This is a genomic window from Bacillus sp. OV166, from assembly GCF_900177675.1.
In the GTDB taxonomy this organism is placed as follows: domain Bacteria; phylum Bacillota; class Bacilli; order Bacillales; family Cytobacillaceae; genus Neobacillus.
The window spans coordinates 4,079,610-4,095,777 of record NZ_FXWM01000001.1; the positions used below are offsets into that span (position 1 = coordinate 4,079,610).

A 16,168-nucleotide genomic window follows, 5' to 3' on the forward strand; every position below is an offset into this window, starting at 1 on the left:
GGAGAGATGAAAGGATAATAGGATTTTATTTTTTCTGAAAACAAATAATATTGACAATCTTATCAAAACATATTAATATTTTTTATAAATAGTGAACTAGTTTCACAATTAGTGAAAACAAGGAGGACAACAATGAAACTTATTAATTTTACTGTCGCTGGGCATACTCGTGCAGGGGCAATCGTGGACAACCAAGTAATCGACTTAAACTATGCGTACCAAGCACAGTTAAAAGCAGAAGGAAAATACCGTTTCGAAGCCATCGCAAAAGCATATGTGCCAGAAAATACAGACGAGTTATACCAAGGTGGTAAAGAATCACTGCAACTAGCGCAAAATGCAATCGATTTCATATTAGCTAATCCTGAAAGCTTTGATAAAAAAGTGATTTACAATCTTGAGGATGTTAAGGTAGAAGCACCTGTTCAACGGCCAGGCAAAATTATTTGTGTTGGTCACAACTACCGCGAGCACATTTTAGAAATGGGTCGTGAACTCCCAACCCATCCAGTTATTTTTGCAAAATTCGCTAATACCATTTTAGGACCCGAGGACGATATTCCACACTATCCAATTTCAGACCAACTTGACTATGAAGCCGAGTTTACTTTTGTTGTTGGCAAACAAGCACGCAATGTTTCCGAAGAAGATGCATTAGAATATGTAGCAGGTTATACCATTACAAATGACGTCACCTATCGTGATATTCAACGACGCACTCTTCAATGGTTACAAGGAAAAACAGTTGAAGGTAGTGCACCGATGGGACCCTATTTAGTAACTTCCGATGAGTTACAAAATCCATCTGGCTTAGATGTTGTTCTAAAAGTAAATGGGGAAATACGTCAAAAAACAAATACTGCGAATCTAGTATTCTCCGTTCAAAAATTAGTAGCTTTCTTATCCAATTTAATGACATTAGAGCCAGGGGATGTTGTTTTAACAGGAACTCCTGGGGGTGTTGGAGTTGCGATGAATCCTCCGCAATTCTTAAAAGATGGAGACGTCGTTCGGATTGAGATCGACCAACTTGGTGCACTTGAAAATAAGGTAAAGGCAACAGATGTCTTAGCCACTGTATAATTAGGATTTGCATGGGGTCTAGCAGCATACGCTGCCCCCCCTTTTCGATATAAATTTGAATAATAAAGGAGAATGTGAAATGGCTGAAGTAAATCCAGAAGTTCAGGAGTTTATGAAAAGCTCAATTGTAACCGATTACACAAGAGATATTCAACAATACAACTTAGGACCTCTTTGGGAAGCAATTCCAGCAATTATGCACAAAACGCCAAAGCCTCAGGCACAAGCTTATCTTTGGAGCGATGAATTACTCAAAAAGAAAATGGCTGAAGCCGCTCAAATCTTCACACCAGAACGCGGTGGGGAACGTCGTGCGATTTATTTCCAAAATCCAGGCTTAACTTATCGTGAACCTTGGGGATGGGGATCTACTACTCAAACGATTTATGCAGCTATTCAAATGTTATTACCTGGTGAGCAAGCTCCCTCTCACCGTCACTCACAAAGTGCCTTGCGCTTCATTTCTGAAGGATCAGGTGCATACACGATCGTACAAGGTCAGCGTATTTTCATGGAAGAAGGCGACTTTTTAATTACTCCAAAGGGCTTATGGCATGGGCATGCCCATTTAGGTACAGAGCCGATGTATTGGATGGATGCTTTAGATATCCCTACTCTTTATGCAATCGGTGGTACCTTCTTTGAACCTTATGAAGATGGTTTACAACAACCAGATATTCCAGATAACTTTTCAGAGATCCGTTATCGTGGCGGCATGGTTCGTCCTGTTGGTGATGAAAAATTCACAGTTGCTCCACTTGCTAATTATAAATGGGATCGAACAGTAGAAGGAATTAAAGGCTTGATGGAATTCGATCCAAATCCACTCCATGGATATGCAGTAGATTACATTAACCCATCTACAGGCAAATCGGCGAACCCGACGCTTGGCACTCGAATGCAGCATTTACCACATGGGTTCCAAACCAAGGCATTACGCCATACACACTCAACTGTTTACCAAGTACACAAAGGTTCAGGTCACACAGTCATTAATGGCATTCGCTTCGATTGGAAAAAAGGCGATTACTTCGTTGTTCCAAACTGGGCTTGGTATGAACACTTTGCTTCAGAAGACTCTTACCTCTTCTCAGTAAACGATTTACCAATTATGAACCGTTTCGACTTAGAACAAGAGCAATTGTTTGAAGAAAACAACGGCCACCAAAAAATGACTGGCGAATTTAAAGCGGACTTCCGTTAAAAGAATGATTTAAAAAAACGCTCACATTGAGCGTTTTTTTCATTTGCAAATTTGAAGGTTAGCCTTTATGACCACTTCACTAGTGAATTAAGTAATATACCCACGGCAAAAAGCAGCAGCATGATATGTGTGTATTTTAACGTACGCTTTCGTTTATTTTGAAGAAAAATCAATATCCAAAGAATAGCTAAAACGATATGAATAAAGTCTAGTACATGTTCATCTCCTGCCATTAGCACCATCTCCTAGGATCTTCGTTTACATGTGTTTCCGAAAGTCCCCCGATATCCCATCTTCCTTTTCTTTTCAGCCATTTTTAGTCTCCTATCATCCGATACCAAATGATCATTTAAACAGGGCCTTATGAAATCAACTCAAGCAAATACAATCGTTTTATTACCATGAACAAGTACTTTATCTTCAACATGCCAGGAAACGGCTTCGGCGAGAACTCTTTTTTCCACATGACGCCCCGCAGTCTTTAAATCCGCTACTGTATAGCGATGATTAATACGCTGTACATCTTGTTCAATAATTGGTCCTTCATCAAGATCATTTGTTACATAATGGGCAGTTGCTCCTATTAACTTCACCCCTCGGTTAAACGCTCTTACATAAGGATTTGCCCCAACAAAAGCCGGTAGGAATGAGTGATGGATGTTAATGATTTGTTTAGGATAATGCGAAATGAAATTAGGAGAAAGAATTTGCATATACCTGGCCAGAACAATAAAATCTACTTTCCCTTTCAATAGTTCAAGTGCTTTCTGTTCGGCATCTCCTTTCGTTTCTTGAGACAGCGGGATATGATAAAAAGGGATGCCATAACCCTCAACCAATTCTTTTAAATCAGTATGATTACTGATCACCATAGGGATATCCACAGGAATTTCATTAGATTTCCACCGCCATAAAAGCTCACTGAGACAGTGGTCCGCTTTGGAAACAAAGATGGCCATTCGCTTTCTTCTTTCATTACTGCTCAATTGCCAATCCAAAGCATAATCCCGCGCCATCACATGTAGATCTTTTTCAAGTTTTTCAAATGTAGAATCAAATTCTTCCAAATCAAACTCGATCCGCATAAAGAATATTCCTGCTTGTGGGTCCGTTGTATGTTGGTCAAAATGTACAATATTCGCTTTGTGTTCTAATAAAAAATTCGTTACCGTCGAGATAATCCCCGGCTTTTCTGGACAAGAAATTAATAATTTTGCACGGTTCAGCTTTACTTTTGTGTGCATTGCACTTTCACCATCCTTAGGGTTATGATTGATGTTGTATTATGCATGAATTGCCTTTCCATCTACCGCAAGTGCGGCTTCACCAATTGCTTCAGCCAATGTCGGGTGGGGATGGATCGTATGAGCAATATCCATGGCGGTTGCGTTTAATACACGAGCGAGGCCTATTTCTGTAATCATATCCGTTACATGTGGACCTACCATATGGGCTCCTAACAGCTTATTCGTTCCTTCTTCAACAACGAGTTTGACAAAACCATCTGATTTACCAAAAACCAATGCCTTTCCGATGGCACGGAATGAAAATTTACCAGTTTTTACTTGATACCCTTTTCCCTTTGCTTCTACTTCTGTGAGCCCAACACTTGCTACTTCTGGGCTGCTGTATACACATTTTGAAACAAGAGTCGAATCAAGTGGTGCAGGGTTTTCTCCTGCCATATGTTCAATCGCGATGATCCCTTCATGTGAGGCAACATGGGCCAGCTGCAAGCCGCCAATCACATCACCTATGGCGTAAATGTTTGGTTCATTCGTTTGATAAAACTCATTTGTTTTTATTAAATCACGATCCAGATCAATGGTTGTATTTTCAAGCCCAAGGCCTTCCGTATTTGGTAATCGTCCTACGGAAACTAAAAGCTTATCCGCAGAAAATGGCGTTTCTTTTCCTTTATGCTCCGCTTTAATCGAAACACCATCACCTTTTTCAAGTGTCTCAGGCAGCACTTTTGCACTAGTGACGATTTTCACACCTTTTTTCTTCATTAAACGCTGGATTTCCTTTGATACATCTTGATCTTCTGTTGGTAATATACGATCGGCATATTCAAGTACGGTTACTTGTAATCCGAAGTCCACGAGCATCGATGCCCATTCGATTCCAATTACTCCGCCCCCAACAATAATAATCGAATTTGGAAGCGTCTCCATTTTCAAGGCTTCATCCGATGTCATCACATAGCTTTCATCTACTTCTAGGCCATGGAGTGTTCTTGGACGAGAGCCTGTTGCAATCAAAATATTCCGGGGGCTTAAAATGATTTCCTCTTCTTGATTATTCAATTCCACTAGAACATCGTTTGACTGCAAGATACTACCTTTCCCATCATAAACATCGATCTTTCCTTTTTTCATTAAATGTTGGACACCTTTAAATAGCTGAGCCGTAATTTCTTCTTTCCGAGCCTGTACTTTTGAGAAATCAAGTCCAACTTCTGAGGCAATGACACCATACTTATCTACATTTTTTGTTTGAGCGTACACTTCTGCGCTTCTTAATAAAGCCTTACTAGGGATACAACCAGCATGAAGGCATGTTCCACCGATTTTTCCTTTTTCAATAACCGCCGCTTTTAAACCTAATTGGGAAGCGCGAATGGCAGCAACGTACCCACCTGTTCCGCCGCCGATAATAACAACATCATATTCTTTTGTCATCTTCGTGTCTCCTTTAATAAAAATATGTAATTATATCTATAGGAAAACTTGGTTTAATATCATCATAAAACAGTTCAAAACTCCATTCCATATTACACCTCAACAATGTACCTATTAAATAATTTCAATTGCACATGCACTAGAGGCAAAGCTTTCTCCAACTAGAAAACCGTGTTCAGCGCTATAATCGATTTGTGTTTCTTCATTTATATAGCGTTTTGTAAAACGATCCAGCAAAATCTGAATCCCATCCATCTCAATGATAAAATCGTTTCGTCGTGGTTCATCAAATACAATGGAAAACTTAACAGTCATACCACATCCGCCAGCGACTTCGGCGTCAATACGGGGAGTCTGGTCTCCATTGACTACCATTTCCTTTAGCTTGTTCATGGCTTCTTTTGTCATTTTTATCATAGTTGGACCTCTCTCCCCTTATTTTAAGTGATTACGCATTCGCTTTTGCTGCATTGACCTGTTCGTCAGCATGATAAGAGGAGCGAACGAGCGGACCTGCTTCGCAGTGACTAAAGCCTTTTGACATGGCAATGTTCTTTAGTTCTTCAAACTCTTGTGGACTCCAATATTTTTGGACTTTAAGATGATGTTTGGTTGGTTGCAAATATTGACCGATTGTCATAATATCTACATTGTTTGCACGAAGATCGTCCATCGTTTCTATAATTTCTTCTTTTGTTTCTCCTAGACCAATCATAATGCTTGATTTTGTTGGAATAGTAGCATTCATTTCTTTTGCTCGTCTCAAAAACTCAAGGGAACGTTCGTAAGTTGCCCGTGAACGAATTCTAGGTGATAAACGTTTCACTGTCTCAATATTGTGATTTAAAATGGCTGGCCTGGCATCCATTAATGTTTTTAAGTTGTCATATTCACCCTTCATATCGGACGGGAGGACTTCAATGCTACAGAATGGATTGCGGCGTCTCACTGCCCGTACCGTTTCAGCAAATACCCCGGCTCCTCCATCTTTTAAATCATCACGAGCAACCGCTGTAATCACGACATGCTTTAAGCCCATCTGCTCCACTGATCCAGCCACACGTTCTGGCTCTTCCCAATCAAGCTCTGTCGGCAGCCCTGTTTGAACCGCACAGAATCGGCAGGCACGCGTGCATACACTTCCTAAAATCATAAAGGTTGCGGTTTTACGTTCAGCCCAGCATTCATGAATGTTTGGGCATTTCGCTTCTTCACAGACCGTATGTAGCTTTTTTTCACGCATCATTTTTTTTAGGCCAGTATATTGTTCATTCGTATTTAATTTTATTTTTAGCCATTCCGGTTTGCGAACATAATCAATAGACATATCTTCCACTCCTATGAACAGTCATGAAGTTTTTGGTTTATATTAAACCACCGAGAATGACATCGTGAGAAAATTTATTTTCTCTTTATCTTCATTCTCAGTGGTTCATGTTTACCCATTCGTTTAAGACATTACGGTTTCTCTTTTTACTGCTTCTTCTTTTGTATAACGCAAGATTGGTGTTCTAGCTGCCTGTACTTCATCCAATCGGCCAATAACCGTAGTATGTGGTGCGTCTAATACGACACCTGGATTTTCTTCCACTTCTTTTGCAATTTGAATCATGACATCCGCAAAAGCATCTAGTGTTTCTTTTGTCTCTGTTTCTGTCGGTTCAATCATCAAACATTCCTCCACATTTAGCGGGAAGTAGATGGTAGGTGGATGGTAGCCAAAATCAAGCAGACGTTTGGCCATATCAAGTGTTCTTACACCAAGTTTTTTCTGTCTTGATCCAGATAACACAAATTCATGCTTACAAATTTGTGAATACGGTGCCTCAAAATACGGCTCGAGTTTTTTGCGCAGATAATTCGCATGTAGTACTGCACTTTCCGACACTTGACGTAACCCCTCAGGTCCCATTGTGCGAATATAGGTGTACGCACGTAATAGAATACCGAAGTTTCCATAATATCCTTTAACTCGACCGATCGATAGCGGTTGGTTAGAATCTAGCACATATACCTCATTCACTTTCTCAACACGCGGTACTGGTAAAAACGGAATCAGTTTCTCTTTTACACCGACTGGACCTGCACCTGGGCCACCGCCCCCATGTGGTGTAGTAAATGTTTTATGAAGATTTAAGTGCACGATGTCAAAGCCCATTTGACCCGGAGTAGATTTCCCTAAGATGGCATTCGCATTAGCTCCATCATAGTATAATAAGCCGCCTGCTTCGTGAACAACCTTAGCGATTTCTACGATTTCTTTTTCAAACAGGCCGAGAGTATTTGGATTTGTTAGCATCAGTGCTGCTGTATTATCATTTACATGCTTCTTTAATTCTTCTAAGTCGACTAACCCATGCTCATTGGATGGAATCGTTATGGTTTCAAAACCGGCAACCGATGCACTTGCAGGGTTTGTTCCGTGTGCGGAGTCTGGAACAAGGACTTTCGTTCTCACCTCTCCTTTTTGCTTATGGTAGGCTTTGACCATCATTAACCCTGTCCATTCACCTTGAGCTCCTGCTGAAGGCTGTAAAGTCACTGCATCCATTCCTGTGATGACAGCTAACTCTTCCTGTAATTCATATAAGACCTCTAGTGCGCCTTGTACTGTTTCAGTTGGCTGGTATGGATGAATGCGGCTAAATCCTTCCAAACGTGCTACATCTTCATTAATTTTCGGATTGTACTTCATTGTACAAGAACCAAGTGGATAGAAGCCATTATCGATCCCATGGTTTTTATTCGAAAGCGCTGTGTAATGGCGAACAAGCTGCAACTCTGATACTTCCGGGAGTTCGGCTGGTTGGTCACGAATCAAATGCTTGGGAAGTTTATCATTTAGATCAACAGAATCAACGTCACTTTCCGGAAGGCTTGATCCAACACGTCCTTGACGACTGATTTCAAAAATTAGGTCATTATATTCAACCATTTACAACTTCCTCCAATACCTCGATAAATTGGTCAATCTCTTCTTTTGTTCTCTGCTCTGTTACTGCTAGTAGCATTTGATTTTCTAAACCGTAATCCGTTCCTAAATCAAACCCACCGATGATACCTGCCTCAAGAAGTTTGGCATTGACTTCCTTTACCGGACGAGGAAGCTTGACAACAAATTCATTAAAGAATGGCGCTTTATTCATAATGGTAAAGCCTTTTTTATTTAGAGATTTTGCCATGTAATCGGCTTTTTCAAAGTTTAATTGGGCCATTTGACGAATTCCTTGCTTTCCAAGTGCACTCATACAAACTGCAGAAGCAAGTGCATTTAATGCTTGGTTTGAACAAATATTGGATGATGCTTTATCACGGCGAATATGTTGTTCGCGTGCTTGCAGGGTTAATACAAATCCGCGTTGTCCTTTTTCATCTTTCGTTTGCCCGACAATTCGTCCTGGGATTTTTCGCATGAATTTCTTACTTACCGTAAAATAACCGCAGTGTGGGCCGCCGAAGGACATCGGGATTCCTAATGGCTGCATATCCCCAATCACAATGTCTGCCCCAAGTTTACCAGGAGCCTGCAAGAGTGCCAGTGCCAATGGATTGGCGCTTACAATTAAAAGCGCTCCTTTTGTATCCGCAATATTCTTAATTTCTGCTAGATCCTCAATGGAACCGAAAAAGTTTGGGTATTGAACAATAACAGCAGCAGTGTTTTTATCAATTTGTCCTTGCAGCTTCACTAAGCTTGTCTCATCATCAGTAAGATTGACGTCTTCAACTATATAACCTTGGCCAGCTGCTACCGTATTTAAGATGGCACGTGATTCAGGATGAACTGCCTTTGACACAAGTACTTTGGAACGTCGTGTTGATGCAATAGCAAGTGATGCAGCTTCCGCAAGAGATGTAAAGCCATCGTACATCGAAGAATTGGCCACATCCATTCCTGTCAGCTCACAAACCATGGTTTGGAATTCAAAAATCGCCTGTAATTCACCTTGGCTGATTTCCGGTTGGTATGGTGTATAGGCAGTGTAAAATTCGGACCGTGAAATCATATGATTAACCACACTTGGAATATAGTGATCATAGGTTCCTGCACCAAGAAAGGTTGGGTAATGATTAGCATTTTTATTTTTGGAAGCCAGTTGATTCATTTTTTTCAAAAGGAGCGGCTCAGGCACTGCCGCTGGAATAGGCAGCTCACCCTTTAGTTGAATTTCAGCTGGAATATCTTCAAATAACTCATCTATCGAAGAAATATTTAAAAAAGCAAGCATTTCCTCTTGATCTTGTTTCGTATCAGGGAGGTATCGATAAGTGGAAGTCATTTTATTCCTCTCCTTCATTAATAAATGCTTGGTACGCATCTTCATTTAAAAGTGATTCCAATTCTTCAGGATTGGACATTTCCACTTCTACTAACCAACCTGCTTCAAATGGATGTTCGTTAATCGTCTCAGGAGCATCTCCTAACTCTTCGTTTACAGTAACAACCGTACCTGATACAGGAGAGTATAGGTCAGAAACTGCTTTTACTGATTCGATGGTACCCATTGATTCATTCGCTTTTACTTCATCATCCACTTCTAAGGTTTCAACAAAGACAATATCTCCTAATTGCTTTTGTGCAAAATCAGAGATTCCAATACGTACTCGATTTCCGTCTAATTGTAATACCCACTCATGTTCTTTGCTATATAGTAAAGTTGCTGTCGCTTTTGTCATTGTTTCTCTTCCTTCCGATTGTAAATTCAAGTTTGATCATTCAGGTCTTGATTTCATGTAAGTTTACGTAACAGTCGGCATGCCTATCATCTTTATGCAAATTAACAAGAGAACTCTATCACTCTATTAACCCTTTTTATAGAACGGTGTTTTAACAACAACCGCCTCAATTTGCTTATTACGGATGACCACTTTTAATGGTGTTCCCACTTCTGCATGTTCTGCGGATATTAGTGCAAGGCCTATGCTTTTCTTTAAAGATGGTGATTGGGTTCCTGATGTAACAACACCAATTGCCTCTCCACCTTCTGAAACTACTTGATAACCGTGGCGTGGAATCCCACGGCCTGTGACCTCAATTCCTACTAATTTTCGTTTTAATCCGGCTTCTTTTTGTGCTGAAAGTGCGGATTTACCGATAAAATCACTTTCTTTTTTCGTTTTTACGGCAAAGCCGATTCCAGCTTCAAGGGGACTAATATCACTTAATAGCTCTTGACCATAGAGTGCAAGACGTGCTTCTAAACGAAGCGTATCACGTGCACCGAGGCCACATGGTGTTAAGCCATCCTCACTTCCTACTTCTAAAAGCTTTACCCAAAGTGCTTGGACTTGTGCAGCATCTAAATAAAGCTCAAAACCATCTTCTCCTGTATAACCTGTACGAGATACGAGCACATCTGTAATCCCGTCCAGGTTGACATGTTGAGCAAATTTAAATGGGCCAATTTCTGATAGATCTGCTTCCGTTAACTTTTGTAAAATACCTTCTGCCTTTGGACCTTGGATGGCAAGCTGTGCAGTGTCATTCGAAATATTTTGGAGCGTCACATCACCTTTTACATGCTGCTTCATCCATTCATAATCTTTCTCAATGTTTGAGGCATTAATGACGAGTAAATATTTTTCATCTGCTAATTTGTACACTAATAAATCATCGACTGTTCCGCCGTCTGGATAGCACATTGCTGTATATTGTGCTTGATCGATACTAAGCTTTGTTACATCGTTAGTGACAAGGTAGTTAATGTAACTCTCTGCATCTTGGCCCTCAACAAGCACTTCACCCATATGTGAGACATCAAAAAGACCTGCTTTTGTTCGAACCGCCTCATGCTCATCTAAAATGCTGGAAAACTGTACTGGCAATGCCCAGCCTCCAAAATCAATGACCTTCGCACCTGATTTTCCATAAATATCAAAAAGTGGTGTTTGCTTTAATACTGTTGCTGTCCCCATTGATAGACCCCCTACTTATGATTTCCGACAAAATAGTCGTTCCTTCACCTGTTTACCTGTTTCTGTCGTTGCTAGACCTCCAAGCGCAGTTTCTCGAAGTGTCCGAGGCATATCTTTTCCGACCCTATACATCGCTTCAATTACTTCATCACACGGAATGCGGCTTTCAATCCCAGCAAGAGACATATCAGCCGCTGAAAATGCGATGGAGGTTCCAATCACATTTCGCTTTATGCAAGGCACTTCAACAAGACCTGCTACTGGATCACAAACTAAACCCAAGAGTGACTTCATGGCAATGGCGGTCGCATTCACTGCTTGCTGTGGCGTGCCCCCTTTTAACTCAACGATTGTTCCTGCGGCCATGGCTGTTGCGGATCCTACCTCTGCCTGGCAGCCTCCAGCCGCCCCCGAAATGAACGAACGGTTTGCAATGACAAACCCAAGCATACTTGCCGTAAACAACCCCATGACTAAATCTTTATAGGGTGTGCCATCATTTTTATGAAGCGAAAACAATACACCAGGCAAAATACCGGCTGCCCCAGCAGTTGGAGTGGCCACAATAACCCCCATCCGTGCATTGCTTTCAGAAGTTGCCAATGAAAAGCTCATTGCATTGCTTACATAACTACCTGACAGAGATTTACCTTGATGTACGTAATCATACATTTTCACGGCATCCCCGCCAGAAATTCCACTCGGTGCGGTTGAGGCATCTTTTATACCGCTATCAACGGCTTCTTTCATTTTGATCAATCGCTCTTCCATCATGCTAATAATGGTTTCTTGGTATCTTCCTGATTTTTCTGTTTCCATCATCAACATGATTTCACCAATGGTTTTTTGTTCTCTTTCACAAGCTTCAATCAGCTCTTTCATGGACTGTATCTTCATTAAATTGCCTCCATAAGTACTTTCCCTCTTGGTTGATAAGAACTAGCAAGGACTGTAAAGTCATCGCCTGCACTTAAACGAATATCTACCATCTTCTCGTTAATCATAAAGATTTTTGATAAGCCTCCACCAAGTGATGCACCGCCAACCTTTACAACACGATCTTCGTGTTTCACTGTCACGATTGTTGTATTTGGGTGGTCATAGTAGTCACAGATATCTTCAAATTCGAAATTGTACTGCATGCCAACCTCTTTTGCCCACTCCAATGAATGTTTAATGCGTGTATCATCGGTATCCATCCCAAGCAATCCGCCAAGAAGTGCTTTATCTGTTCCATGTCCTTGATAAGTTTCAGCAAAGGAATCATAAAATACAATCTTGACCTCTTGTGGACAATCTCCTAACAGTTCATAAATAAATTTCCCGATAGATACGACACCTGCTGTATGAGAACTCGACGGTCCCACCATAATCGGGCCAATAATGTCAAAACAACTCTGAAATTCCATCCTCATACCCCTTTCTTATACTGTGATTGCCTGTTGAAATAACGGATAGACTCCACAAATTGCTTTGGTTGTTTCTTTTGCTTTCTCAAGTACGACTTTGTCCCCTTTGCTCTTCAAAACATCAGCGATAACTTGCCCGATTTTCACCATATCATCCTGTTTCATACCTCGTGTCGTTAAAGCCGCTGTTCCCATGCGAATACCGCTCGTTACAAAAGGCTTTTGTGGATCAAATGGAATGGTATTTTTATTTACAGTAATGCCTGCTTCTTCTAATAATTTTTCTGCTTCTTTTCCAGTTAAATTCCACGGACGTAAATCTAAAAGGACGATATGATTATCCGTTCCACCAGAAACAAGGGCTGCACCTTCATTTTTTAATGTTTTGCCTAGTGTGTCGGCATTTAGAATGATTTGTTTTGCATATTCCTTAAAGCTTGGCTGCAATGCTTCATTGAATGCAACCGCCTTAGCTGCAATAATATGCATTAGCGGGCCGCCTTGAATCCCTGGGAACACCGATTTATTAATGGCCTTTATCATCTCATCATCATTTGTTAAAATAATGCCGCCGCGCGGTCCTCTCAACGTTTTATGGGTAGTGCTCGTTACAACATCTGCGTATGGAACCGGCGATGGATGAAGACCAGCTGCAACAAGTCCTGCAATATGCGCCATATCTACCATGAATTTTGCGCCAACTTGATCTGCAATTTGTCTAAACCGTGCAAAATCAATCGTTCTAGTGTAAGCACTTGTACCAGCAATGATCAATTTCGGTTTTTCTTTTTTCGCGATCGCTTCCAGTTCATCATAATCAATCAATTGAGTATCTTCTCTCACACCATAGGACACTACCTCAAACCATTTTCCTGAAACACTTACAGGACTTCCGTGCGTTAAGTGCCCGCCATGAGAGAGGTTCATCCCCATCACTTTATCACCAGGTTGAAGCAGTGCGAAAAATACAGCAAAATTTGCTTGTGCACCTGAGTGGGGCTGAACATTGGCATATTTAGCACCAAACAGCTGAGTTAGGCGGTCAATCGCTATTTGTTCTGCCACATCGACAAATTCACATCCGCCATAGTAACGCTTCCCTGGATAGCCTTCTGCATATTTGTTCGTCATTACACTTCCCATTGCTTCTAAAACATCTTGGCTTACGAAGTTTTCAGATGCGATCAACTCCAATGTTTGATGCTGACGATGCTGCTCTTTCCTAATTGCTTCAAAAATAGTTGAATCATTTTGTTGTAAACTCAAACCGTTTCCCCCTTGATTCGTTGTATTAGCTACCTCTATCAGTGTTTAACCTCGGATTTTATCTGTTTATTCCCAAGATAAAATCTGAAGCGAAACCATACTTTTTTGCACGCAAAAAAGGACAGAAAAGGGTAGCACATGGCTTTCTTCTACCCTTCTCTGTCCTTTTACCTGAGAGTTTAAGTTCGATTAAGAACCTTCCCCTTTGGTGGCGTAAACTGTATACGCGCTCTCCAGAGTTGCGTCCAATTGTGGTTCCATCTACCTGAGAGATTTGTTCCAAGGGTCTTTTTGGAACTTGCTCCTTCGGTGGCGTGTAAACTTGCACTCTCCCACAACCATCTTCCGCTTATTTATTTTTATTATTTTCAGAATAATAGTTAATGGAATCTAAGTCAAGCTTTTTTGAAAGCGGAAACATTATTTATTAATAAAAGTCATTTTTTTGGGTTGCCACTTAATTTTCTGCTACTTGTTGTTGATTCTCCTGATCCGCATAATCCGCCTTCTTTGTCAACATCTTATAAATCGCAATCAGCATGATAAACCAAACAGGTGTTACGAACAAGGCAACACGAGTGTCTTCCGCAAGTGCAAGTACGACAAGGACGAACGCTAGGAAGACAAGGATTAAGTAATTGGAAAATGGATAAAGCGGCAATTTAAATTTGTTCACTTTTGCAAGATCTGGTCTGGTTTTGCGGTATTTCAAATGACTGACGACAGTAATACCCCAAATAAAGATGAAACATACTGTAGAAATACTTGTAATCAGCGTAAATACTCCTTCTGGCATTACATAGTTCAACACAACGGCAATTAAAATAACAACAGTGGAAAAGAACAATGCATTGGAAGGTACCTGACGAGAAGTAAGTTTTGCAAATGGTACAGGTGCATTTTTATCTCTGGCAAGTGAGTATACCATCCGGCTTGTACTGAAAATGGCGCTGTTACATGCCGAAGCTGCAGATGTTAGAACGACAAAATTGACGATACCAGCAGCTGCAGCGATACCAACCGCCACGAATACTTGAACGAATGGGCTTTTCTCTGGATTGATGGCGTTCCACGGATAAATACTCATTATGACAATAAGGGCGCCAATGTAGAAAATTAATACCCGAATAGGGATATTATTGATTGCTTTTGGGATAACTTTTTCCGGGTCTTCTGTTTCACCTGCAGTTAGTCCTACAAGTTCAATGCCAACAAACGCAAACACCACCATCTGGAATGAGAGGATAAAGCCATTTATCCCATTTGGGAACATGCCGCCGTGACTCCATAGATTCGTGAAACTGGATGCGCCTGAATTTGTGGAAAAGCCTTTAATAATCATGAAAATTCCGACAACAATTAATGCAAGAATCGCAATAACTTTAATTAAGGCGAACCAGAATTCCATTTCGCCAAAAAGCTTTACGGTTGCAAGGTTCATAACGAGCAAAACGACTAGTGCAATTAATCCTGGCATCCACTGTGGTACACTTGGAAACCAAAACTGAGTATAGAGACCAACTGCTGTTAAATCCGCCATTGCAATTGAAATCCAGCAAAACCAGTAGGTCCAGCCTGTAATAAATGCTGCCATATTACCTAAATAGTCTCTTACAAAGTCAACAAAAGAATGGTATTTCAAATTGGATAAAAGCAGTTCTCCAAGGGCGCGCATGATTAAAAAGCAAATGACCCCTGTAATCAAGTAGGCAAATAAAATCGATGGACCTGCTAAATGAATAGATTTACCTGCTCCAAGAAATAATCCTGTTCCGATAGCCCCGCCAATAGCGATAAGTTGAACGTGCCTGTTTTTTAATCCTCTTGACAATGTTTGTTCCTGCATATGAATTCCCTCTCTCTACTTTTCAAGGATGTTTGCAATTTTTTGATGGCTTTAAATAATATGTAAAATCAATAATTGCAAATTGATCCCAATGAAAGTTTAATATTTATTTAGTCAATTAGGCATAAATAAGCGCTTACATTTTTCTAAAAAATATATATTCAACAGGACAATCATGATGCGCCTCTCCAATTATTAGTTTTGTCTTTAACTCCTCCTTTTTTGTTTCTTACTATTTTTCTCCACAAAAAAAGGACAGAGAAAAATAGGCGTTCCCCATTTTCCTCTGTCCTTTTACCTGAGAGTATAACTCCTTTGGTGGCACATGGCGCTCTCCAGAGACGCGTCCTATTGTGGTCCTTTTACCTGAGAGATTGAGCCCAATTTTTGGGACTTGCTCCTTCGGTGCTAAACAATGCGTTTAGTCTCTCCCACAATACTCATCCGCAATTATTAATATAATTAAATCCTAATCTATCGAAAGCATGATGTCAAATGAATTTTCTGAATTTAAATATTATTATAATTTTTTAGAAATATAGAGGGCATTGTTATCAGACACTTGTTGATGCTTTTTTTGAAAATAGTTTCATTCTATTTCTCCCCCGATTTCCTATTAAATACTTACAAAAAAGTGTAAAACTAGTTAAATCTTAAACGTATCATTTTAGGTGAATTTGTATTTTTTAAGATTTAAAACATTCAGATATATATACCCATAGCTAAAGTCCTAGCTTTAAAACATATAAGAACGCAAAAT

The 16,168-nt window shown here is 40.3% G+C and carries 15 protein-coding genes and 2 riboswitches; of the genes, 2 read left to right on the plus strand and 13 right to left on the minus strand.

Going from position 1 to position 16,168, the window contains the following annotated elements; all coding sequences use genetic code 11:
- The first annotated feature begins 132 nt into the window (after positions 1-132).
- On the plus strand, positions 133-1,083 hold the full coding sequence (locus tag CCK98_RS20105; protein WP_088088205.1) for a fumarylacetoacetate hydrolase family protein: 951 nt from the start codon (positions 133-135) through the stop codon (positions 1,081-1,083).
- Between the two features lie 79 nt (positions 1,084-1,162).
- Positions 1,163-2,287, plus strand: a complete 1,125-nt coding sequence (locus tag CCK98_RS20110; RefSeq protein WP_088088206.1) for a cupin domain-containing protein — start codon at positions 1,163-1,165, stop codon at positions 2,285-2,287.
- A 65-nt stretch (positions 2,288-2,352) separates the two neighbouring features.
- Here CCK98_RS20110 and CCK98_RS35545 read toward each other — a convergent pair whose 3' ends face one another.
- From CCK98_RS35545 to CCK98_RS20170, 13 genes are all read right to left on the minus strand, one after another.
- Positions 2,353-2,520: a hypothetical protein gene (locus CCK98_RS35545; RefSeq protein WP_179195873.1), complete on the minus strand. Its 168-nt coding sequence runs from the start codon at positions 2,518-2,520 to the stop codon at positions 2,353-2,355.
- A gap of 141 nt (positions 2,521-2,661) precedes the next feature.
- A complete protein-coding gene (gene purU / locus CCK98_RS20115; RefSeq protein ID WP_088088207.1) occupies positions 2,662-3,531 on the minus strand; it encodes a formyltetrahydrofolate deformylase in 870 nt (289 codons plus the stop codon).
- Between the two features lie 39 nt (positions 3,532-3,570).
- A complete protein-coding gene (lpdA, locus tag CCK98_RS20120) occupies positions 3,571-4,971 on the minus strand; it encodes a dihydrolipoyl dehydrogenase (protein ID WP_088088208.1) in 1,401 nt (466 codons plus the stop codon).
- Positions 4,972-5,085: 114 nt separating this feature from the next.
- Positions 5,086-5,388 (minus strand): iron-sulfur cluster biosynthesis family protein, encoded by a 303-nt coding sequence (locus tag CCK98_RS20125; RefSeq protein ID WP_088088209.1) that lies wholly within the window; start codon positions 5,386-5,388, stop codon positions 5,086-5,088.
- Positions 5,389-5,419: 31 nt separating this feature from the next.
- The gene (gene lipA / locus CCK98_RS20130; RefSeq protein WP_088088210.1) at positions 5,420-6,298 is read right to left on the minus strand and encodes a lipoyl synthase; all 879 of its coding nucleotides are present in this window, start codon (positions 6,296-6,298) and stop codon (positions 5,420-5,422) included.
- Between the two features lie 123 nt (positions 6,299-6,421).
- The gene (gene gcvPB / locus CCK98_RS20135; protein WP_088088211.1) at positions 6,422-7,906 is read right to left on the minus strand and encodes an aminomethyl-transferring glycine dehydrogenase subunit GcvPB; all 1,485 of its coding nucleotides are present in this window, start codon (positions 7,904-7,906) and stop codon (positions 6,422-6,424) included.
- Positions 7,899-9,251, minus strand: a complete 1,353-nt coding sequence (gene gcvPA / locus CCK98_RS20140; protein WP_088088212.1) for an aminomethyl-transferring glycine dehydrogenase subunit GcvPA — start codon at positions 9,249-9,251, stop codon at positions 7,899-7,901. The genes gcvPB and gcvPA overlap by 8 nt, the downstream gene beginning before the upstream one ends.
- A gap of 1 nt (position 9,252) precedes the next feature.
- Complete coding sequence (gene gcvH, locus CCK98_RS20145; protein ID WP_088088213.1) at positions 9,253-9,648, minus strand: glycine cleavage system protein GcvH; 396 nt, start codon at positions 9,646-9,648, stop codon at positions 9,253-9,255.
- 126 nt (positions 9,649-9,774) lie between these two features.
- Positions 9,775-10,887, minus strand: a complete 1,113-nt coding sequence (gene gcvT / locus CCK98_RS20150; protein ID WP_088088214.1) for a glycine cleavage system aminomethyltransferase GcvT — start codon at positions 10,885-10,887, stop codon at positions 9,775-9,777.
- Between the two features lie 15 nt (positions 10,888-10,902).
- Positions 10,903-11,784, minus strand: coding sequence for an L-serine ammonia-lyase, iron-sulfur-dependent, subunit alpha (gene sdaAA / locus CCK98_RS20155; protein WP_088088215.1), 882 nt, complete (start codon positions 11,782-11,784; stop codon positions 10,903-10,905).
- Complete coding sequence (locus CCK98_RS20160; protein ID WP_088088216.1) at positions 11,784-12,296, minus strand: serine dehydratase beta chain; 513 nt, start codon at positions 12,294-12,296, stop codon at positions 11,784-11,786. The genes sdaAA and CCK98_RS20160 overlap by 1 nt, the downstream gene beginning before the upstream one ends.
- A 15-nt stretch (positions 12,297-12,311) precedes the next feature.
- A complete protein-coding gene (glyA, locus tag CCK98_RS20165) occupies positions 12,312-13,562 on the minus strand; it encodes a serine hydroxymethyltransferase (RefSeq protein WP_088088217.1) in 1,251 nt (416 codons plus the stop codon).
- Between the two features lie 149 nt (positions 13,563-13,711).
- Positions 13,712-13,809, minus strand: a riboswitch (glycine riboswitch).
- A gap of 210 nt (positions 13,810-14,019) precedes the next feature.
- Positions 14,020-15,408, minus strand: a complete 1,389-nt coding sequence (locus CCK98_RS20170) for an amino acid permease (protein WP_088088218.1) — start codon at positions 15,406-15,408, stop codon at positions 14,020-14,022.
- A 344-nt stretch (positions 15,409-15,752) separates the two neighbouring features.
- Positions 15,753-15,852: riboswitch (glycine riboswitch) on the minus strand.
- Between the last annotated feature and the right edge of the window lie 316 nt (positions 15,853-16,168).